General features: G+C 49.0%; 17 protein-coding genes. 3 read left to right on the forward strand and 14 right to left on the reverse strand.

Annotated features, from left to right (window positions below; translation table 11 throughout):
* The first annotated feature begins 54 nt into the window (after positions 1 to 54).
* From SG35_RS28230 to SG35_RS28240, 3 genes are all read left to right on the forward strand, one after another.
* Positions 55 to 2061 carry a flotillin family protein gene (locus tag SG35_RS28230; RefSeq protein WP_044834414.1) on the forward strand — a complete coding sequence of 669 codons (2007 nt, stop codon included), beginning with the start codon at positions 55 to 57 and terminating at the stop codon, positions 2059 to 2061.
* Positions 2062 to 2177: 116 nt separating this feature from the next.
* Positions 2178 to 7406 carry a DNA repair ATPase gene (locus SG35_RS28235; RefSeq protein ID WP_053043237.1) on the forward strand — a complete coding sequence of 1743 codons (5229 nt, stop codon included), beginning with the start codon at positions 2178 to 2180 and terminating at the stop codon, positions 7404 to 7406.
* Positions 7407 to 7587: 181 nt separating this feature from the next.
* The gene (locus SG35_RS28240; RefSeq protein ID WP_044834496.1) at positions 7588 to 8799 is read left to right on the forward strand and encodes a cation:proton antiporter; all 1212 of its coding nucleotides are present in this window, start codon (positions 7588 to 7590) and stop codon (positions 8797 to 8799) included.
* A gap of 106 nt (positions 8800 to 8905) precedes the next feature.
* Here SG35_RS28240 and SG35_RS28245 read toward each other — a convergent pair whose 3' ends face one another.
* The 14 genes from SG35_RS28245 to glmS form a co-directional block, all read right to left on the reverse strand.
* Positions 8906 to 9439, reverse strand: a complete 534-nt coding sequence (locus tag SG35_RS28245) for an SRPBCC family protein (protein ID WP_044834415.1) — start codon at positions 9437 to 9439, stop codon at positions 8906 to 8908.
* A 200-nt stretch (positions 9440 to 9639) separates the two neighbouring features.
* Positions 9640 to 10131, reverse strand: a complete 492-nt coding sequence (locus tag SG35_RS28250; RefSeq protein WP_201777822.1) for a YybH family protein — start codon at positions 10129 to 10131, stop codon at positions 9640 to 9642.
* Between the two features lie 51 nt (positions 10132 to 10182).
* A complete protein-coding gene (locus SG35_RS28255) occupies positions 10183 to 11097 on the reverse strand; it encodes a copper resistance D family protein (RefSeq protein WP_044834416.1) in 915 nt (304 codons plus the stop codon).
* A gap of 25 nt (positions 11098 to 11122) precedes the next feature.
* Positions 11123 to 11524, reverse strand: a complete 402-nt coding sequence (locus SG35_RS28260) for a copper resistance CopC family protein (protein WP_053043238.1) — start codon at positions 11522 to 11524, stop codon at positions 11123 to 11125.
* A 55-nt stretch (positions 11525 to 11579) separates the two neighbouring features.
* Entirely contained in the window at positions 11580 to 12287 is a 708-nt protein-coding gene (locus tag SG35_RS28265; RefSeq protein ID WP_044834417.1) for a copper resistance protein B, read from the reverse strand.
* 10 nt (positions 12288 to 12297) lie between these two features.
* Positions 12298 to 14130, reverse strand: a complete 1833-nt coding sequence (locus SG35_RS28270) for a copper resistance system multicopper oxidase (protein ID WP_044834418.1) — start codon at positions 14128 to 14130, stop codon at positions 12298 to 12300.
* Between the two features lie 150 nt (positions 14131 to 14280).
* Positions 14281 to 14676: a hypothetical protein gene (locus tag SG35_RS28275; protein WP_044834419.1), complete on the reverse strand. Its 396-nt coding sequence runs from the start codon at positions 14674 to 14676 to the stop codon at positions 14281 to 14283.
* 452 nt (positions 14677 to 15128) lie between these two features.
* Positions 15129 to 16370: an alpha/beta hydrolase gene (locus SG35_RS28280; RefSeq protein ID WP_044834420.1), complete on the reverse strand. Its 1242-nt coding sequence runs from the start codon at positions 16368 to 16370 to the stop codon at positions 15129 to 15131.
* Positions 16371 to 16684: 314 nt separating this feature from the next.
* On the reverse strand, positions 16685 to 17584 hold the full coding sequence (locus SG35_RS28285) for a hypothetical protein (protein WP_044834421.1): 900 nt from the start codon (positions 17582 to 17584) through the stop codon (positions 16685 to 16687).
* Between the two features lie 115 nt (positions 17585 to 17699).
* Positions 17700 to 17891 carry a hypothetical protein gene (locus SG35_RS28290; protein WP_044834422.1) on the reverse strand — a complete coding sequence of 64 codons (192 nt, stop codon included), beginning with the start codon at positions 17889 to 17891 and terminating at the stop codon, positions 17700 to 17702.
* 195 nt (positions 17892 to 18086) lie between these two features.
* Positions 18087 to 18371: a SymE family type I addiction module toxin gene (locus SG35_RS28295; RefSeq protein WP_044834423.1), complete on the reverse strand. Its 285-nt coding sequence runs from the start codon at positions 18369 to 18371 to the stop codon at positions 18087 to 18089.
* Between the two features lie 573 nt (positions 18372 to 18944).
* Positions 18945 to 19295 carry a hypothetical protein gene (locus tag SG35_RS28300; protein WP_044834424.1) on the reverse strand — a complete coding sequence of 117 codons (351 nt, stop codon included), beginning with the start codon at positions 19293 to 19295 and terminating at the stop codon, positions 18945 to 18947.
* 16 nt (positions 19296 to 19311) lie between these two features.
* A complete protein-coding gene (locus SG35_RS28305; RefSeq protein ID WP_152646713.1) occupies positions 19312 to 19512 on the reverse strand; it encodes a hypothetical protein in 201 nt (66 codons plus the stop codon).
* Positions 19513 to 19611: 99 nt separating this feature from the next.
* Positions 19612 to 21444 (reverse strand): glutamine--fructose-6-phosphate transaminase (isomerizing), encoded by a 1833-nt coding sequence (gene glmS / locus SG35_RS28310; protein WP_044834425.1) that lies wholly within the window; start codon positions 21442 to 21444, stop codon positions 19612 to 19614.
* Positions 21445 to 21447 lie beyond the last annotated feature (3 nt).

The following is a 21447-nucleotide window of genomic DNA, read 5'->3' on the forward strand; positions in this document are numbered from 1 at the left end:
ACTTACGCTGCCGTTCTACGCACCGGCAGCCAATATTAATAAGAGGAAAAACCTATGGTTTTGGAACCACTTTTTTTAGCAATTGGTATAGGCGTATTATTCGTCTTTTCACTCCTGATCATGGTCGCCAAGTTTTATAACAAGGTTGAACAGGGTCAGGCGCTGATCATCAATAAATTACGCGCCGAGCCGGAAGTCAGCACCACCGGCGGCATGGTGATCCCGGTGATCCATAAAAAAGAAGTCATGGACATTTCCACCAAACGTATGGTGCTTGAGCGCAAAGGCCGCTCCGGTTTGATCTGCCAGGATAATATCCGCGCCGATATCATCATCACCTTTTATATCCGGGTCAATGAAACCAAGGAAGACATACTGCGGGTGGCGAAACAAGTGGGTTGCGACCGCTCTTCCTACCCGGAAACCTTGCAGGAGTTGTTCGAAGCCAAGTTCTCTGAAGCCCTGAAAACCGTAGGTAAACAATTAAACTTTACCGAGCTTTTTACCCAGCGCAACAGCTTCCGCGATAAAATCAAGGAAGTGATCGGCCAGGACTTATCCGGTTATGTGTTGGAAGATGTTGCCATCGACTTTCTTGAGCAAACTTCTATCCGGGATCTTGATCCCAACAACATCATGGACGCCGAAGGTATTCGCCGCATCACCGAACTTACCGCCCAGCAAAGTGTAGAAACCAACGACCTTAAGCGTCAGGAAGAAATCCGCATCAAACGCCAGGATATCGACGCCAAAGAAAAAGCGCTGGAACTGGAACGCCAGCTGGCAGACGCCGAAGCCAAACAGCAAAGAGAAGTAGCAACGGTCAAAGCCCGCGAAGAAGCAGAAACCGCGAAAATCATGGAAGAAGAGCGCAGCAAGGCCGAACAGGCGAGAATCGACACCGAGCAGGTAATTGCCGTAGCCGAAGAGAACAAGTTGCGTGAAGCAGAAATCGCCGAGCAGAACAAGCTCAGGGCGGTTGCCATCGAAGAAGAAAAAGTCAAACGCGCCCGTCAGATCGAAGCCATCGACCGGGAAAAAGAGGTAGAAACGCTGCGCATAGACAAAGAAAAAGCCCTGGAAATCGAACGTAAAAATATCGCCGAAGTACAAAAAGAACGTATTGCGGTTGAGAAAAGTGTGGCGGAAGAAGAAGAGAACATCAAAGATCTGCGCGTGGTTTCTGAAGCCAACCGTTTAAAAGAAGAGCAGGTTATCAAGGCCAAGGCGGAAGCCGAAGAAGCCCTGGTGAAAGATATCGAAGCCGCCAAGGCAGAAGAGCAGGCAGCAGAGCACCAGGCGCGTAAGCTGCAAACCATAGCCGAAGCAGAATTAAAAGCCGCCAGCAAGCAGGCGGAAGCGAAGAAAATTCTCGCCGAAGGTGAGCAGGCGGAAGCGGCATCGTTAGGTCTGGCAGAAGCCCAGGTGACTCTGGCTCAGGCGGATGCCCAGGAAAGACACGGTGAAGCAGAAGCGAAAACGCTGGAGCTGAGATTAACCGCCGAAGCCAAAGGCATTGAAGAAAAAGGCCTGGCGGAAGCCACAGGCCTGCGCGAGAAGCAGGATGTACTCAACTCGATGTCGGAATCGGCGCGTGATTTTGAGACCTTCGGTCTGCGTTTGAACCAGGAAAGAGAGCTGACCCTGGCGAAACTGGGCAACAGTGTCGATTTGGCCGAGAAACAGGCGGAAGTATTAGCCACCGCCCTGGGCGAAGCCAACATCAATATTATGGGCGGCGACGGCGAGTTCTTACGTCAGTTTATGAAGTCTATCACTGTGGGTAAATCTCTCGACGGTCTGGTCAGTGAAAGTGAAACCATGCAAACCCTGTTTAAAGATCAATTAAACGGCGAGCGCAACATCATGGACGACTTAAAAGGCGTATTGGCGGGGGCTTCCGATTCCAGCGAAACCCTGAAAAACATCAATATGGCCAAGTTATTGTCCAGCCTGAATAATGCCGATGAAAGCCAGAAAGGAGCATTAGCCAGCCTGCTTGGTTTAGGCGGTTCTTTAGGTGATGTATTAGGCGGTAAAAACACCACTGACGTGAAATAAAGTCACCCGCCAAAGTGAAAAACGCCTGCTCTGCTGATGTAAAAGGGCAGGCGAGTACAGATTTATGCCTTTGCCTGTCCGGGCAAGGGCTGAAAAGTTATCCCGTGGAGAGTTAAATGTCCGAGATGGAAAATGTCGATAATGAAGCCGTAGCCCAGGGCGGCTCCTATGAATTGATCCAGCGCCGGTTACAGGGCTTAGGTGAAGACCTCACCGGCCAGCTTAAACAGCTTAATGATGATCGTATATCCCTGTTCGGCTCGACCGATATGAAGGTTGAAGCCAGGGTCAGGGTACGCACCGAGCATAACTGTGTCGCCCGGGATATCGCCGCCATCGGCGAATTATTGCTGTTTGGTTATAACGTTTTCCTCGGCCTGAAACGCAATATCACGGTAGCGGATGTTTTCAGCCTGCATAAGCTGGTGGACAATAACGGCGAGCTGGAAATGGTGGACGTGCCCTTTGCCGGCAGCTTTTTAGACGACGCCGACTTTATCCGCGATTTCGACGAACTCTACACTTATTATAAAAAAACCTTTCTTGCCCATGTTTACCGCCAGGGCAGCAAGGTTTTTGCCGTGTTCCAGATCGGCGAACGCCTCGACGATATCCGGGTATTCCAGTGGGGTATATCTGCCGACGGCGAAGTTCGCTATATCGACAACCGCGGCGAGCGCAATATCAAGCAGCCGGAAAATTTCGACTTTGAATGGCAAAAAGTCAGCCGCGAGCAGCAGGAAACCGGCAAACATCCCCATTACAATTTATTCGATACCTTGTTTGTCGAAGCCATCAACGGCAGCCTAACCCTCAAGGTTGAAAACAATACCGAAGACGGCCAGGGCATCTATAGCGAAGAAGTCGACGACGCCCATCAGTCGCTGGACGACGCCGAAATCCATTATGCCAAGGTTGGCGAGTTGATCCTGTTAAAAATCAAACCCTACCGGGAGCAGCAAACCCGCCACCTGATTTTTAACTGCAAAACCCAGGAAGTATTACGCCAGGATGCGATAGAACACGCCTGTGTCCAGCTGCCGGAAGATCACGGTATTATTTTCCCCGGCGGTTATTACCTGCAAAGCGGTGAAAACAAAAGCTTTGACGACAGCGCCGAAGACCTGCAATTGCACCGGGTGGTAAAATCTCCCAACGGCGAAGACTTCCTTTATATCTTTTACGAACCCAACGAAGGTCAGTATGCGCTGTTCGGTTACAACCTGATCACCCGTACCCTGCAAAACCCCATTTACGGCCACGGCCAGAGTCTCGCCAATAACGGCCGCGCCGTGGTATTTAACGCCGAGTCGGAGCCGTCACGCATCCACGCCATGCAAATCTGGCAAACGCCGTTTTGCAGCGAAGAATATGCCAGCGAACAACCAACGGAAAGCGGCCTGTTCGGTAAAATCGGCAACCCGGAACTGGTACGGGGCATCTCCGATTTATACGGCGTGGTTAAGCTGATCAATGTAAAAACACCGAGCGTGCACCACTTCAACGACCTGGTGAAAGAGTCGGCGCAGCTGCTGGATAAATACCACTGGTTGACCGACCCCCAGTTATCTGCCCTGAGCGAGCTGATCAAACAAGTGATCAACACCTCAGAGCTGGTGCTGGATGAATTTGAAAAAGTCGCCAGTATCAAAGCCGCTTCCGATCAGGTCATGCTTGAGGCCAGCCAAAAACAAGAAGAAATAATCAAGCGCTGCGAAAAGGCCAGTTTCGACAGCGCCGAAGGCTATGTCCAGGGACTGACGGATCTTGCCGCCTTCAAAGGCGAGCTAATCTCCCATAAAGATCTGAAATATATAGATCTGACACAAATCGAGACCATGGAGGCCGAGTTAGAAGCATTAACGCTCACCTTGAGCCAGGCCACGGCCGACTTTCTCCAAAAAGATCAGGCACTGAAACCTTATCAGGATAAAATTGAGCAGCTGGAAAAAGACATAGCATCCAGCGAGTCGATCACCGCATTAAAACCCATTCGCGCCGCCATCGACGAACAGGTACAGGGGCTGGAGCTACTCAACCACACCATGTTGTCCCTCAATATCGAGGACAGCAGGCAACGTACCCGGATACTGGAAGATATCTCCACCGTCTTCAGCCAAATTAACCGGGTTAAGGCAAGCGCCGATCTGGCAGCGAAAAATGTCGGCTCAGAAGAAGCACGGGCAGAATTTGGCGCCCGCTTTAAACTGCTGGGACAAAGCGTTACCAGCGCCTTAAATGCCAGCGATACCCCGCAGGCCTGTGATCAGCAATTGTCGACCTTGCTAATTCAGCTGGAAGAGCTGGAAAGCCAGTTCAGCGACTATGATGAGTTCTATCAGGAAATTCTCGCCAAGCGGGATGAAATCTACGACAACTTCGAGCAGCATAAACAGCAGTTGATGGATGCCCAACAAAGGCGTTGTTTAAACCTGAAAACCGCCGCCGACCGTATCCTCGAAGGCATCAACCGCCGCAGCCAGGACTTTAACGACGTTAACAAGCTCAACAGCTATTTTGCCGCCGATCCTATGATGGCAAAATTAAGGCAGTTGACGGAGCAGTTGCGGGATCTGGATGATAACGTGCGTGCCGATGATATCGACGCCCAGCTGAAAAACGCCAAAGAGCAGGGCATACGCGCCTTGCGCGATAAAACCGACATTTACTCCGCCGACGGCAGCCTGGTAAAAATCGGCGAACACCAGTTCTCCGTCAACCGGCAAAAACTGGAACTGACCCTGCTGCCCAGGGAGCAAGCCATGGTACTGCATATCAGCGGCACCGACTATTTTGAACCGTTAGCGCCAGAGTTTTTTGCCGGCACAGAGCATTTATGGCAGCAGGAGCTGATCTCGGAAAGCAGCGAGGTTTACCGCGGCGAATACCTGGCGGCAAGTATATTATTCGAGGCCGAAGCCAAAGGCAGCACCGGCATAGGTACTCTGCTTAACGCAGCCAAAGAAAACACCTTAACCGAGCTGGTGCGTAAAGCCGCCGAACCCAGATACCAGGAAGGTTATGACAAAGGGGTGCACGACGCCGATGCCAGCCTGATCCTGACCGAGCTACTGACCTTACGCGAATCGGTAGGTTTATTAGCCTATGCCGCAGCCGAGCGCCGCCTGGCATGGGTTTATATGGCAACCAAGCTAAATGATCAAGCACGCCAGCAATTAGTCAGCCGCTGCCACAACCTCTATTTGATGGAGCAAACTTTCGGTAGCAGTGAGCTGCGCGCCCAGCTGAGCAATGAACTGGCTCAAGCCTTAACCGCCCTGACAGCAGAGCAAAACTGGCTGGCCTGCGACAGCGGTTTAGCCGCAGATTATCTGATCAACGAATTTGCCGACGGTAAACAGCAATACGTGCTCCGTGAAGCCGCCCAAAGCCTGGTGAATCAGTTACAAAACCAACTCAAACATAAGAGCCTGGAACAACAACTGCAATCGGCCCTGGCCGGATGTAGCAGCCTGGAGCAGAAAATGAAACTGCACCTGGCCTGGTTAACCTCCTTTGCCGGACATCAGGGTGTTGATGCCGACCAGGAATTAATCCTTGAAGGGGCCAGCCTGATGACGTTAACAGAGCAGCTGAAATTTTATGATTCCAGCGCCAACACCTCAGGCACGGTTAAAGGCTTATTGGGGCAACATGGCCGCATCAAAGAGCGGGTGCTGGCATTTAACTACCAGGAATTTATTGCCCGGCTGAGAAATTTTGCCAACGAACAAGTACCTGCTTTTACCCGTTTCCACCAGATGAAACAGCAGATATTAACCGAGCAACGCCAGCGCTTGCGCCTGCAGGAGTTCAAACCGGGAGCACTGTCGTCTTTTGTTCGCAACAAGCTGATCAACGACGTCTATTTCCCCATTATCGGCACTAACCTGGCCAAACAAATCGGTGCCGCCGGCAATAATAAACGCTCAGATCTGATGGGCTTGTTATTAATGATTTCACCGCCGGGATACGGTAAAACCACCTTGATCGAATATGTCGCCAGCAAGCTCGGCATGACCTTCGTCAAGGTCAACTGCCCCTCTATCGGCCATGAACAATTATCCCTGGATCCCGCCCAGGCCAACAACTCCACCGCCCGCAGCGAAGTAGAGAAAATCAACCTGGCGTTTGAAATGGGCAACAATGTCATGCTCTACCTGGATGATATCCAGCATACCAACCCGGAGTTTTTGCAGAAATTTATTTCCCTGTGTGACGGCTCAAGACGGGTAGACGGCGTCTGGAACGGCGAAAGCAAAACCTATGATATGCGTGGTAAAAAATTTGCCGTGGTCATGGCGGGTAACCCCTATACCGAATCCGGCGAAGCCTTTACCATCCCGGATATGCTCGCCAACCGCGCCGACATCTATAACCTGGGTGACACCTTAAGCGGCCGTGAACATGAGTTCTCGTTGAGCTTTATCGAAAACAGCTTAACCAGCAACAGCTATATCGCGCCGCTGGCCACCCGGGATATGGACGACCTCTACCAGCTGGTGAAAATGGCCGACGGCGAACCGCTGCCGATCACCGAACTTAAACACGGTTATTCCCAGGCGGAAGTGAACGAGATCATCGCGGTTATCCAGCGCATCCGTAAAATCCAGCAAACCGTGCTTAAGGCCAACGAACAATATATTGCCTCCGCCGCCCAGGACGATAAATACCGGGTTGAACCGCCGTTTAAATTACAGGGCAGCTACCGCAATATGAACAAGATGGCGGAAAAAGTGGTGCCGGTGATGACGGATGAAGAGCTGGAACTGCTGATTGCAGATCATTACCGCGGCGAAGCACAAACCCTGACGGTAGGCGCGGAAGAAAACCTGTTAAAACTGGCGGAACTAAGAGAAACATTAACGGATGAACAAGAGCAGCGCTGGCAGCAAATCAAAAACGATTATGTCCGCCACCAGAACCTGGGCAGCGGCGATGATCCGCTGGCTTCGATTGCCAGCCAGATTTCGTTATTGCAGCAGGGGCTGGGCCAGATAGGCAGCGCCCTGGAGCAGCCAAAATCCGACGGTTTGGATCAGATAAGTCAGTCATTGTCGGCACTGACCAGCCAATTAAACGGCCAAAAAACAGAAGCCGGCAACAATGCCGAGCTGGAAAAAACTCTGGCGATATTCAGCGAAAAAATGGAGGCTTTCCTGACTCCCCTGGTCACGACCTTGCAAAACAACCAGGCTCTGGACAGCGCCCTGGTGGAAACCCTGAAAACACTGGAGGTTAAACCGGGACAGCCAGTGCGCAGCGCCACCAGTGAAATCCAGAAAATCAGCCGGGAACTGGTGCAGGACAGAGAAAACAGTTCGGATGAATTAATACAGGACTGATAGTTAAAGGAAAAGCACTCCTCCTCCCCGCCGGGTCTAAACGTCTGGCGGGAACCTGCCTGCCAAGCTTTCCTCCACAAGCGGATATAAACTCACACTTTTATCAGCAAGAGCTACACTAATACACATTCAATATTTCGCTGAAAGAAGGTCTTCTTTACCATGCGCTTGGATGGAAGATATGACAGCTATTGAAATCATAGGTGTTGTGCTGATTTTCGCCGTGACCGGCATAACCGGTCTGATGGTGATACGTGTAATAAAAATCCCTTATTCCCTGGCCCTGGTGCTGCTGGGGTTTATCCTGTCTTTCTCCATAGGAATCTTTGACTGGGACAGCGGCATCCGGGCCAGCAACTTCCAGGCTCTGATGCTGTTTGTACTGCTGCCGGTATTGATTTTTGAAGCAGCCTTTGTGCTGGACAGCAAGCTATTATTTAAATTCCTGCCGAACGTACTGACCCTGGCCACTATAGGTTTGCTGTTATCAACTGTGCTGACTGCCATATTACTTTTTTACGGCATAGGACACCCGGGATTTCCCTTTATCGCCGCCCTGATTACCGGTGCCGTGGTTTCCGCCACAGATCCCGTGGCAGTGGTGGCGCAATTAAAAGCCCTGAAAGCGCCGGCTGAGCTGAATGTGCTAATTGAAGGGGAAAGCTTATTTAACGATGCCACGGCCATCGCCCTGTTTACTATCCTGGTCAGTATCGGCATAGGCGCCGCTGAGCCGGACGTGATCTCGGGTTTAGTCCAGTTCTTAAAAATATTCTTCGGCGGCATTTTAGTCGGCATGCTGATGGGCTGCATGTTTGCTTTTTCCCTCAGGTTATTGGCGGTTAACGTGCCGGCCCTGGTGCTGGTTTCCCTGGTATTGGCCTACGGCAGTTTTTATATCGGCGAGCACTTTTTCCATGTTTCCGGCATAGTCGCGGTATTATTTGCCGCCATCGCCTTTAAAAGGTTCGGCCAACAAGCCCTCACCCCGGTGGAACATGAACTTCACAGTATCTGGGAGTCTATCGGTTTTATCGCCAACGTCTTCGTCTTTGTCTTATTGGGACTGGTGGTTTCTGTCGACATGTTCACCGAGCGCTGGCTGGCGATAGGGCTTGCGGTGATCGCCGCCACAGTAGCGCGCTTTATCGCCGTTTATAGCTCCACCAGCTTGAACAGATTTACCCTGGGGCAAACCATAGATCCCAGGTACCCGCCGATCATGATCTGGGGTGGCCTGCGCGGTGCCGTCACCATAGCCCTGGTGCTGTCGCTGCCTACCGAACTGCCCTACTGGTGGACCATTCAATCCATAGGTTTTGGCGTAGTCTTATTTACCCTTATCGTGCAAGCCACCACCACCCCTTTATTAGTGAAAAGATTGAAAATATAGCTTAGATCGCTTCATCGGAAGAGCATTAAGGCATATCCGCGGTGAGTTCGCAGCAGGTACAAGCGGCTATTTTGATTGTCTTATGATCACCTTTTCTGCTCAGGCTTCAAACGGTGGCGATTTTAAGAGGACCAATTTTTTTATCAAATTTTTTCTTTTTCGCACTCACCTGACCGGTTTCCACATAAACTTTCAGATCATTTAATATGCCGTCAAAACCTTTGTTTAAACCGAGTTTTAACAACGGATATAGGATTTTACCCAGTAACTTAAGCTCGACATTACAATCCCAATATACCCGGGTGCCGCCATCCTGGGTCGACTTAAACTGCATCACCACATGGTTTTTTATAATCGGAATATCGCCGCCGGACGTTTTCACCGGAAAAATTTCAAATTCGAGCCTGTGGTTATCAGCATCAAAGCTAAGGATATTTTCTACCGCATGAAACGGGTTCTCTTTATTTTCCAGGTAACAGATGCGGCCCGGCAAAGCATCTCCAGCTTGCTTAGCAGCCGGAGTCTCGTATGAATGCACCACGCCGGTCATCCATTTATAAGCATTGGCAAAATCTTCTGCCGCCACCTGCCAGACCTTGTTAACCGGTTTGTTGATAATTACTGTTCTGTTTAATTTCATAACTTGCTCCTCACGAATGTCGGTACCCGGATGGTAAAACATCGATATGGGGCCAGTATATTCGGTCTATAAATACACAGATACAGCAAAAAACAGGTCACAGTGGTGCATATATGAACCAGAAAAATAAAAAGCCCCTTTAATGGCAATTAAAGGGGCTTTTTAAGTTAAAGTAGCTTCAACAATCGCAAAAGCCGATATCAGCCAGACCAGTGAATTTTAGTGATCTTCCAGCTGCCGCCCTTGTGTTTCTTTAATACCAGGGTTTCCATGCTTTGCCGGTCAACCGCTTTACTGTTATAGCTACCGGTGATCTGGCCGCGGTACATGGAAACAGCGGTATCGCCGGATATCTGCACCTGGTGTTCCAGCGGTTTTATCTGCAACGACTTCAGATACTGGATATCCGCTTTCATATGATGGCTGGCATATTGCTGCGCCGAGCGCTCTACCCGGCCTCCTTCAAAAATCAGTACATCATCTGCCAATAAATCCCGGGCCGTTTGCTCATCACCGGTTTGCAATGCCCGGTGAAAGGTTTTGACCACCTTGGCTGCTTCACTACCCAAGCCGCTGAACAATGCAGGTTTATTGTTATGATGCTCTTTGCCATGGGCAAAAACACTGGTTTGCATCAATAAAGTGCTCACGAACAGCAGCAATAGGCTAAATTTCTTAGTTAGTTTATTCATTATTTTTCCTGTTTATTTTCTCTGTTTTTATATAAGTAACGGTAAATGAAGTCAGGCCAGATTGGCCGGTCCCATTACCGTAGATAACACTGAGGTAACCGCCAAAATCACCGCCGCCACCCAGATCTCAACCGAGATCGATTTTTGCAGATGTTGACAGTCCTGCTTTTTGCCGTGATGAACCGCAGGTACTAAATGAAATTTATGCCAGGCGGCCATCAATAAAATTGCCGAGACCAGCAAAAATTTTAACAGCATCAGCTGGCCATAAGGGGTGGTGATTAATTCCGCCGGACTGTCCATAAACATTACCAGCAAGCTAACCCCGGAAATCAATAAAATCCCGACAATCACCATGGCAAGCCGGCCAAATAGGTGCATCAGGGCGTACAGGGCTTTTTGCTCTAATATCCGACAGCTGAGCCACAAGGGATATAAAGCCCCTATCCACCAGGCAAGGGCCAGGACATGAAAGGCTATCAACCACTTGGCAATCCCGCCGATATCGGCATTATGACCGATAAAGGTAAAGGAATAAGCCAGGACCGGCAGGGCGAAAATATAACAGGCCGCCATAAGCTGGCCCTTCATTTTCTGCAATCCGGCCCGGGACTTATCCGTAAACCTGCCTGTTATCCATAAACCAAGCATTAACAGCGTGAAGCCGCTCAGGCGCCAGAACACCGAATCTCCCACCGGGCTTTGCCACAACAAGTCAATCAATTCACCATCAAACATGCCGCCAAATCCGGCTTCGGCAAATGCACCTACCTGGATAAAGAAATTGGCGATCACCGCGACAATACCGAGCATAATACCCAACACCACATACTCGATCACCGCCTTGATCTGGCTGGCAGGCTTAATTAAAGCCGCAATAAAGGGGCCGCCGACCGCTGCGGCCACCCCGATATAAATCAGCCATTTGGAAACCAGGTTGCTATAGTCCCAAACAGTGAGTTCCATAATACTTCCTCACATCAAACTGCCATTACTCGTGATTGTGGTTGCTGTGACCGTCGTCTGTGGCAGGTTTTTTCGAGCTGCTATGCACCATAAAGCTGAATTCACCGGTCATTTTATGGGCATCTTTACCCATGGCCAGCCAATTCACCTGGTAACTGCCCACGGCTAAATCGGGCACAGGTAATTGAAACTTACTGCTAAAAGCCTTATCCGGTTTGCTGCCAAGCTTAATGGTTTTACCGGCTTCATCCGTCAGCTTTAATTTCACCAGGCGGACATCGGAGACAAATTCCAGCGATAATACTTGCGGCGGGTGATTCAGCATGGCGCCGTTGGCGGGCATAGACGCCTTCAGTCCTGAGTGGGCCGCAGCAAGAGTGCTTACGGTGACTAAAATCATTGCGGTTAATACTTTGAATACTTTCATAAAATTCTTCTCTAATTTAATTTTTAAATTGTTGTGTTGTTAACTATACCTGTTGCTAAAACCAGGCCCTGAACCCCAGTACCAGCTGGGTTTCACTGGTGCTTTCCCCTTCGGCGCGGGCAAAGTCTGCGGTATTGCCGAAACTTTTCGACCAGTTCACCCCGATATAGGGAGCAAATTCCCGCACCACTTCATACCTTAGGCGCAGACCCGCTTCGATGTCGGATAAGCCTGAGCCTATGCTGGTTTCCCGGTCGTTTTTACCGTAGAAGTTCACTTCAATTTCCGGGCTTAATACCCATTGTTGGGTCAGCATGATTTCGTATTCCGCCTCTACCCTGAGTGCGGTTTTCCCCTCTTTGCCGATAAAGAGCGCGCTATCCATTTCAAAAAAGTACGGCGCCAGTCCCTGGAAACCAATCACCGCCCACTCAGCAGAAGGGGAAGGTTTAAAATCTTGCCGGAAACCAAACTGCAGATCCCAGTAAGGGGCAACCGCCTTGCTGTATAAGGCCTGTAGCTCTGCCGACTCTGTGCTACCGTTTGCCCGCTCGCCGTCGGTTTTGATCCAGAGCTTTTCCAGATCGTAACCGGCCCAGGCCTGCGCCGCCCAGCTGGTGGCGTTGTCGTTATTCACATCGCCTTCAAACTGATCCAGCATCACCTTAGTCAGTAAGGGATCATCCGAGCCTGCCGCATAAACCGGGCTGTTGGCCAGCACAGCGGCTAAAGCCAAAGACACTAGTGTTAATTGCTTTTTCATCACAAACTCCTTAACTAACCACGACTTTTCTGAACATACCCAACATGTGATAGAGCAGGTGACAGTGATAAGCCCAACCGCCCATGGCATCTGCACTCACCAGGTAACTGATTTTCGATCCCGGCTGTACCAATACCGTATGCTTTTTCGGGATATAGCCGGGTTCGCCGGTTTCCAGTTCACTCCACATGCCGTGTAAGTGCATGGGGTGGGCCATCATGGTATCGTTGACCAGGGTGATACGCAGCCGTTCGCCGTATTTAAGCTGCAGCGGCTCGGCATCGGCGAATTTTATGCCGTTCATCGACCACATATAACGGCTCATATTGCCGGTCAGGTGCAGCTGAATTTCACGGCCTGGCTCACGCGGATCCGATGTCGGCTGCAGACCGACGATATCGCCATAATTAAGTACCTTGCGGCCAAGTTGTTTCTGGTGTTGCCTCAAACCGATACCTGGATCATAAAGACCGCTTTTCGGGGTCGGGGCGCGCATATCCACATGGGGGCCAAACTCACTTTTAACGTGCTTGATTTCACTGTTGCTGCCAAACCCCGCCAGACCTAAAGCACCGGCTGCCATGCCCTTCATCTGATGTCCGCTGTGGTCCATACTCGGTTGTTTCATGCCGGACATAGCCGGCTTTTCCATATCAGGCATGGCCGAATGATCCATGCCCGACATACCCGCCATCGCCGACATATCCATGCCCATATCCGCATGACCAAGCACGGCGGCGGTATCCATTGTCGGCACTTGCGCCACCAGATTGGCATCCGGGCTCAGATTGCCCACGGCATAACCGGTTCTGTCTATGCTCTGGGCAAAGATACAGTAGGCCTGCTCGCTATCCGGTTCGACGATGACATCATAGGTTTCCGCCACTCCCATGCGGAACTCATCCACGGTAACCGGCTGGATATTTTGTCCGTCGCTGGTCACGACCGTCATTTTCAGCCCCGGGATCCGGACATCAAAAATGGTCATGGCGGCGCCGTTAATAAAACGCAGCCGTATCTTTTCGCCTTTATTAAACAGGGCCTGCCAGCCTTGCTCCGGGGTATTACCGTTCATGAGATAGGTATAGGTATGGCCGGTCACATCCGACAGATCCCGATCGCTCATGCGCGCTTTATTCCACATGGCCCTGGCGTTGAAAGTATTGACCACGCCGTTTTTCTTGATTTCATCCACCAGATCGCCTGCGGTGCGTTCGCTGAAGTTATAATAACCGGACATTTTTTTCAGCTTGGCGTAAACATCCGTGGGATCTTCATCAGTCCAGTCGGTGAGCATCACCACATATTCATTGTCATAGGCGACCGGATCCGGCTCCTGGGGGTCGATGACGATAGCGCCATACATGCCGGTTTGCTCCTGGAAGCCTGAGTGGCTGTGATACCAGTAAGTACCGCTTTGCTGTACCTTGAACTTATATTCAAAAGTTTCCCCCGGCTTGATGCCGTCAAAACTGATGCCGGGCACACCGTCCATGGCACTCTCCAGGATCAAGCCGTGCCAGTGCAGTGAGCTGGTTTCCGCCAGGTTGTTTTTCACCCTTAAGGTGACGGTTTCCCCTTCTTTCCAGCGCAGCACAGGGCCGGGCAAGGTCTGGTTGATCACCGTGGCCAGGCGTTCGCTGCCGGTAAAGTTGACGGTTTTATAATCCAGGCTTAAGTCAAATACTTTGCCCGATAAGGTGGTGAGCCCGCGGCTGATGGCCCCGGCTAAGGCTTTTTTTGAAAAGGGGATTGCGGTTAGCAGCAGGGCGCTGCCGGCCCCGAGCACAAACCTTCTGCGCGACAACCCCAAAGGGCTGATCGCTTTATTTTTGGCAAACATACTGCCTCCAAAGAGCCACGGCCTGCTGAAAAATTCAAACAAGATGCCGTGGTTGAGTTAAGACTTGAGTAAACGTTATCGCAACGATAATTACTGCTTTAATTAAAGTTCAAAATCGGGAAGCCGCCGAAATTAGGCGGATCTGTCCCGTTAACTCAGTATCGGAGGGCGGTAAAGGGAAGCAGGGTAACGGCTTAACAGCAAATTATTCCCCGGGCTGATTTTAGCTGAGTTGATAAACAACTCATCAATAGTTGATGTTTCAGAGGTAAGCGCCGCACTGACGCAACTGCCCATGGGGCAACAGCAGGTATTCTGACAATTATCTGGTGCCATAGTTTCATGGCTGTGGGACGCTAAATGCTGCTTATGCCCGCTTTGCATACTCATGGCTTGTCCATCAGGCATGCTCAGCTCGGCAGATCTTTGCGGGGCAGGGACAGACTCATGCATAGTACAAGGCTCGGCATTATACGCCAGCGCCTGACCGGTAAAGGCCAGCAGCATAAAGAGCGTGATAATTATCTTACCTTGCTTAAAAAACATTTAATCCCCTATAAGGTGTAAGCTTGTTACCGTACCGGTTTAAAATAAAACTTCAAGGCTCTTTTTTCACCGGCAGCAAATACAAGTAGCTAGCGAGTTTGCTGATAATACCCGACTTGCTTGTTTTCACGGAATTAGTATATCCGCCATAGTGTATTTAGCTGTTATATTATTTTCGCCATATGTTGCACAATTTAAACTTTTTGGCCCTGGCTCATCGGCCCTAATCCGGCTATTAGATATGGCAATCGACGATGGAAAAAAGAGAACCGGAGAAAAAGCTGCTGCCCATTACATGCTGCGAGTCTCATATTGAAAAAGTAACAGCCCCACGGACTAGACGGGCGCATCTTAAGAAGATTTAAATGCACCCGATTGAACTCAGTAGCATGACAAGCGGCTTTTATTATTAAGATAAAGAGCACTAAATTGCCGGGCTCCTAAATAAAACGCTATTTCAGCTCCCAAACTTCCCAGCTTTCCAGCTGATATTGCTGTGCCAGCTTCAGGGCTTGTTGTTGGTGCTGCCTGGCCAGTTCGGGTTTATTCATGGCCTGATAATAAACGCTCATTTGCTTATGCCAGCCGGGCAAGGTTTCGCCATCAGCTTTCACTCTTGCCAAAAGCTGTGCGACACGCTCAAAATCTTTTCTTTTATTAAAGCCATTGGCCAGCTGTATTGTTACCCCAGTGAGGGATTCTGGAAACTGCTTGCTTATTGCCTGTAAGGCACCGTCAACCTGATCCAACTGTTTTGACCAGAACATGTATTTGGCAAATTGATAGGCATGCAGCCATTCAAACCTGAATCCGGCCCAGTTTTTCTGCTGCTCCTTAAAATGCGCCAAGACCTGGTGGTAGTCGCCTATGGCCAGCATGTCGGTACCGTCAATAGCATAATCAGGGGCAAGAAATTGCAGGCCGTCATAAAGGGCGGGTAAGGCGGTGGTGAAATGATTTTCTTCCGGGTAGTGCTTATATTGCCATTTCAGGGCAGCAGGGGCCGACTGTTCAAAAACCTCGACCACTTTATCAACCCCCATGCCCTCTTCCCTGGCCAGGGAAATAAACACAGGTGCAGTCAGCTTACCTTGTTTAAGCAAAGGCTCTAGCTTGCCCGGTAAACTGTTGCCGTCAAACCAGGCACTGGGGCTCATCGCCAAAAAGGCATTAAAAGGCGTATCCGGCTGCATCATGCTGTACAGGGTAAACAAGCCCCCCAGCGAATAACCCGACAAGGCTTTTTGACCCTTAGTGCGGAATTGGCTGTCGATTAACGGCACCAACTCCTGTTTAAGGTACGCATGAAACTGCCCGGCACCGCCAAATGCTTCATCTTTGGGGTCGGGCCAGGTCGTGGTTTTAAGATAATCATCGCTGCCCTGATTGGCGATACCGATCACTATCAAGGGCGGCAACTTGCCCATACGGGCCAGGTTTTTCACCACCGCGGAGACATGCTGAAACTGAAAGTCGGCGTCTATCACATATAAACTGGCGTAGTGGCGGTTACTCATATGGTAGCGTTCCGGCAGGGACACCATATAGCGCCGGTCTTGAGCAAGCAGCTTGGAAGAGTGCTGGTATTGATAGCCGCTGATTATCGGCTGTGTCTGTAAAGCTTGTTCACTTGCCGCCAGCTTTGAGAACAAGACGCTCAAAAAGGCGAATATTAAGGTTATTATTTTTATCATAAAATGCCTGGGTTTTAGGTGATGTTAACTTGTGGTTATACGTTATCAGAACCGATATTTAATGCAGTATCTGGCGGCTTAAACTCGGTGAAATCTTGATGAATTAAAGTGAAGAAACGGTGAAGGCATATAAAATTCAGTCACTTAAACCAATTCCACCAGGGTTTTCCCTAATACCTTAAGAACAGGAGTAACTATTGCCGGAGGCAAAGACTACAGGGTAAGCCAGAATAAACCCGGTTTCTCAACCGGGCTTATCGACATGAGCTTTAAAGTGATACCTTATCGCCAGATATTTCCGCCAAAACTAGTAGTTAGCTAAGGGCAACATTTTCTTTTAACAGCGATTCGATCGAAATGTGATAGGGGAGTTCAGTGTTTAAATGATGCCATGCACTCGGCACTTTTGTATGCTCTAGCCCCAGGCGGGAATTTAGTCCGCCAAACCAGTCGATACCGCCGAGGAACTGGTAGACATTGGTAAATTGCGGAGGAAAATTGGTCACGGCTCCTAATGACACGATACGCAATGCGTCGTAATACCTGTGGCCAGTGTCGGCAAATTTTTTGGCTAATTTCTCTAAAGCATAATCTATCAACAGGTTGCCTTTGCTGTGCCCGACAATAAGCGATAGATCGATGGATTTGGCCGCCAATATTTCATTTAATGCCCCAATATCGGTATTTTTTCCATCATGCCCAGTAGCCTGCGGCGCAGCTTGCAGCATTGACTGGAAAAATGGATTCGCTGTAAACATTGAACCGAAATCTTCCATCGACTCTCTCATTTTAAGCCGGTGTTTATCAGCTGCGCCATAGAAAAACCAGCCACCCAAGGCTTCTGAAATCAGATCGGCGGCGCCGTATCCGGAAACAATACCCGCCACTGCAATGTTGTAGGTATTCGCGACATTACGTGCCAGAGATGCGGTGCCAATAACGGAGCTGCCAACACCGGCAACCACCAGGGCTTTTACGTCACGGGGAGCAGCCTTGATAAACTCAGCTGCTGTGGCAAACTCCAGTATTTCTTTGTTTGCCGCTTTAGGCGATACCACAATAATTGAGCCTTCGTGATTTTCCATCGGTGACAGGTTCTTTTTCTCTTCTGCTGAGAGTGAACCTATGTCATAAAATAAAAAATCAAAAATTTCATTCCTTTTCTTAATACCGGGTAGTGCAGGCGCGGTAAGCGTTGTGTTTATATCATTCATTGTATTCTCCTCCATTGAGATGTTCATTTAGTGAGTAAACAAAGTATGAGCTCTTGCTTAACCGGCACTGAATGGCAGCTGCTGACATAGATACAAACAAGAGCTTCACAGGTCTTTAAAATAACTGTGTACTGTTATGACTGATGTTCCGGCTAACCCCGGCGCGATAACGGGCAAAGTCCGGAGTGATATCCACGGATTTAGGGTCTTTATTGCCGTAAGAAAAAAGCCTTAAAAAAGAGTGAGCTGTGGCGTAAAGATCGGTAATAAAGCAAGCGATAAAAATAACAAAAAGGGAATGGGCCACCGTAATACAGTCCTTGTATATAAAATGAGCACAAGTTTTATACTAAATTTTGCACCGCTTTTAAAGTGAAGAGTGTGAAAATAACAATAAAGTAACAATGGCAGCTATATTTTCCATCCCGCAATAAAGTTAACGGCAAAAACATGCCAAAGAAAGTGCTGCACCAACTTCAGGTGCAGCAGCCTGGTTGATGCCTTATGGCTTATCTGCCGAGTCAGGTAAAACCTGGGTGGGTTGGATCACTAATTGCCTCCCAAGAGCAGTTACCGTGATCTTTTCACCGATAGTAAAACCGGCCTGCTTCAACCATTTCCCCCTCAGGACAATACAAGGCTCCAGCTTGACCGGCACATAATTAACACCTATGCCCCGGGGCTTAAGACTTGTTTGACAAGCGGTTTCCAGCACCGTGAGCTGGCGGCTGGTGGGATATTTTGCTTTTGCCGGACGTGGCTCTGACGTATGATGATATTCAGCCATGACGGACTCCTGTTAGTTCGTTTTGGTTAGCGCCTCCTGAGTGGTTGATGCACTCAGGGGGTGCGGTTTGTGTTACAGGGTTGCTGTAAGCACTCATAAGCAAAGACTAGAAAGATGGATAAATCAACAGTGGCCTGGTGTTTTATTTTGTTGGTAATTTGGAAAGTGGCCCTTAAGGTTTACAACTAGCGAACTCCACCTAACAGGTTGAAAAGTAAAGCTTTATAACAAGTCGCTTAATTGGTGCAAGGCTCAATAAAAAACCTGATTGCTAATTAAAGGAGATTAGATTGCTCTGGCCTTAATTCTTGCCAAGAGCGGCAGTTACCATCAATATTTTTACACGAAATATAAGGCATATCTTGAGGCATATTGTGTTCGGGGTATGTGGCTTTATTTATGGAAAGAGCCGGGTGCTTTCGATAGTTGTTTCTTGAACAGAGGGGGGATTATTTTAACTCCTTTTAAATAACTCACTAACCTTAAGCAATTGACTTTAGGCTACGGGCCAGTAATAAAGTTTCATACTGGAAATCATTTTTCATCACTGTAAGTTTAGAAAAAGCGCCTAAATTAAGGCACATATAAAAAATACACCAGCCCGCCGATAATCATTAAAACAGTTGATGATATTACCAAAAACAGTGCTAGATACCTGTCTTTCTTGCGTGCATGGCGTAATACAGCTTCATCATCAACAAATGACATAGGCGCAACGGAGTTACGCACAATAGTTATGGCATAAAAACCATATCTTAATCCCATGGTAGAATCCCATCCAGGAGGCAGCTTCCCCTCTTTTTTCATTTCCCGTTCAATATGTTTTCCTGAGATTCTGATAAAACAAAAAGTAGCGATAGCCATCACAAAAAATACAATAGTGAGAGCAATGACAAACAATAGCTCAGTAGTAACTTCAATCATTCACCCCCCCAAAAAATTAAAATAGCCGATTCCAGTTAATACTTGCACTGGCATCATAAAAAAAATCCGGAAAGCAGATTTCTATCGCTTTTTTTTGAGCGGAGGAGCTGGTCATTTTAAATCCTTTTAAAATTAACGTTGCGCGCTTAACTATAGCAAATACAGGCAGAGAAGCACCTATAATCACACCATGGTGAACTGACTTTATTGATATCATAAAAAACGCCCTGTTTTACTCAGTTTTTGAGTAAAACAGGGCGTTTTCAGTATGAAGTCTTATAGAACACCAACAATAAAAACTTGTTATAAAAGGACTTTATTCGACCGTGACTGATTTGGCCAAGTTACGAGGCTGGTCAACATCCGTACCTTTAATTATTGCCACATAATAAGACAATAACTGCAGTGGTAAGGTATAAACGATAGGTGCTATCAGGTCATCACAGTGAGGTACATTAATCACCTTCATAGTGTCGTCGCTGGCAAAGTTGGCATCAACATCGGCAAAGACATACATCAAACCGCCACGAGCGCGAACTTCTTCAACGTTAGATTTTAGTTTTTCAATCAGGTCGTTTTGCGGTGCCACTACGATTACCGGCATTTCCGCATCGATTAAGGCTAACGGGCCGTGTTTTAATTCACCGGCGGCATAGGCTTCGGCGTGAATATAAGAAATTTCTTTTAATTTCAACGCACCTTCCATCGCGATAGGATACTGGTCGCCGCGACCTAAGAACAAGGCGTGATGTTTATCGGCAAAGTCTTCCGCCAAACCTTCAATAGAGCCCGCCAGTGCCAGTACTTCTTCCAGTTTATTCGGCAAGGTCATTAACGACTGGCTGATTTGCGTTTGGGTTTGCTCGTCCATACCGTGATGCTGGCCGATGGCCAGGGTCATCATCAATAAACCGACCAGCTGGGTGGTAAACGCCTTGGTGGAAGCAACACCTATTTCGGCACCGGCTTTGGTCATAAAGGCTAAATCAGATTCACGTACCAGAGAAGAACCGGGTACGTTACAGATGGTTAAACTGGCGCGGTAGCCTAATTCTTTCGCTAAACGTAACGCCGCTAAGGTATCGGCGGTTTCACCGGATTGAGAGATAGTCACCAACAGGGCGTTGTCCGGCACATGGCTGCGACGGTATCTGAATTCACTGGCGATTTCGATATTACAGGAAACCCCGGCCAGGGCTTCTAACCAGTAACGGGCCACCATACCTGAGTGGTAGCTGGTACCACAGGCGATGATTTGTACGTGTTTGATATCTTTGAAGATGTCATCGGCGCCATTACCAAAGGTATTGATATCAAGTTTGCCGCCGACAATGCGGTGCTCCAGGGTATTGCGGATTGCAGTTGGCTGCTCGTAGGTTTCTTTTAACATGTAGTGACGGTATTCGCCTTTGTCACCGGCGTCATGGCTGACTTCGGACTCCTGCGCTGCACGTTCTACCGGCTCGCCGTTTTTATCGAAAATATTCACTTCAAAACGGGTGACTTCGGCAACATCGCCTTCTTCCAGGTAGCTGAACTGACGGGTGACCGGCAATAAAGCCATGATATCCGAGGCAATAAAGTTTTCACCTAAACCATAACCGATAACCAGCGGGCTGCCGGAGCGGGCAACTACTACGCGCTCGGGATCACGTTTGTCCATGATCACAGTGCCGTAGGCGCCTTCGAGCTGCTTGGCAGTTTTTTGTACTGCTTCGAGCAGGCTGCTGCTGGTTTTTAATTCATGGTGTACCAGATGGGTCATCACTTCGGTATCGGTTTCCGAAACAAACACATAACCTAAATCCTGCAACTTAGTGCGTAATTCGTCATGGTTTTCGATAATCCCGTTATGTACCAAAGCGATGGTGTTGTCTGATACATGGGGGTGGGCATTGGTTTCACTGGGAATACCATGGGTGGCCCAGCGGGTATGGGCGATGCCGGTACCGCCGCTTAACGGCGTCGCACTCAGGGCATCCGCCAGTTCCTGTACTTTGCCTAAGCGGCGTACCCGGTTTAATTGTTTGTCCTGATCGACGATGGCGACACCGGCCGAATCATAACCCCGGTATTCCAGGCGTTTCAGCCCTTCCACCAATATATCTGCGACATCACGTTGTGCTACCGCTCCGACGATTCCACACATAAA

Origin of the sequence: Thalassomonas actiniarum (assembly GCF_000948975.2) — a bacterium.
Taxonomy (GTDB): domain Bacteria; phylum Pseudomonadota; class Gammaproteobacteria; order Enterobacterales; family Alteromonadaceae; genus Thalassomonas; species Thalassomonas actiniarum.

Excerpts from the sequence above, each read along its gene's own strand:
- SG35_RS28230 (WP_044834414.1), top strand. The coding sequence starts at position 55 with ATGGTTTTGGAACCACTTTTTTTAGCAATTGGTATAGGCGTATTATTC.
- SG35_RS28235 (WP_053043237.1), top strand. The coding sequence starts at position 2,178 with ATGTCCGAGATGGAAAATGTCGATAATGAAGCCGTAGCCCAGGGCGGC.
- SG35_RS28240 (WP_044834496.1), top strand. The coding sequence starts at position 7,588 with ATGACAGCTATTGAAATCATAGGTGTTGTGCTGATTTTCGCCGTGACC.
- SG35_RS28245 (WP_044834415.1), bottom strand. The coding sequence starts at position 9,439 with ATGAAATTAAACAGAACAGTAATTATCAACAAACCGGTTAACAAGGTC.
- SG35_RS28250 (WP_201777822.1), bottom strand. The coding sequence starts at position 10,131 with ATGAATAAACTAACTAAGAAATTTAGCCTATTGCTGCTGTTCGTGAGC.
- SG35_RS28255 (WP_044834416.1), bottom strand. The coding sequence starts at position 11,097 with ATGGAACTCACTGTTTGGGACTATAGCAACCTGGTTTCCAAATGGCTG.
- SG35_RS28260 (WP_053043238.1), bottom strand. The coding sequence starts at position 11,524 with ATGAAAGTATTCAAAGTATTAACCGCAATGATTTTAGTCACCGTAAGC.
- SG35_RS28265 (WP_044834417.1), bottom strand. The coding sequence starts at position 12,287 with ATGAAAAAGCAATTAACACTAGTGTCTTTGGCTTTAGCCGCTGTGCTG.
- SG35_RS28270 (WP_044834418.1), bottom strand. The coding sequence starts at position 14,130 with ATGTTTGCCAAAAATAAAGCGATCAGCCCTTTGGGGTTGTCGCGCAGA.
- SG35_RS28275 (WP_044834419.1), bottom strand. The coding sequence starts at position 14,676 with ATGTTTTTTAAGCAAGGTAAGATAATTATCACGCTCTTTATGCTGCTG.
- SG35_RS28280 (WP_044834420.1), bottom strand. The coding sequence starts at position 16,370 with ATGATAAAAATAATAACCTTAATATTCGCCTTTTTGAGCGTCTTGTTC.
- SG35_RS28285 (WP_044834421.1), bottom strand. The coding sequence starts at position 17,584 with ATGAATGATATAAACACAACGCTTACCGCGCCTGCACTACCCGGTATT.
- SG35_RS28295 (WP_044834423.1), bottom strand. The coding sequence starts at position 18,371 with ATGGCTGAATATCATCATACGTCAGAGCCACGTCCGGCAAAAGCAAAA.
- SG35_RS28300 (WP_044834424.1), bottom strand. The coding sequence starts at position 19,295 with ATGATTGAAGTTACTACTGAGCTATTGTTTGTCATTGCTCTCACTATT.
- SG35_RS28305 (WP_152646713.1), bottom strand. The coding sequence starts at position 19,512 with ATGATATCAATAAAGTCAGTTCACCATGGTGTGATTATAGGTGCTTCT.
- glmS (WP_044834425.1), bottom strand. The coding sequence starts at position 21,444 with ATGTGTGGAATCGTCGGAGCGGTAGCACAACGTGATGTCGCAGATATA.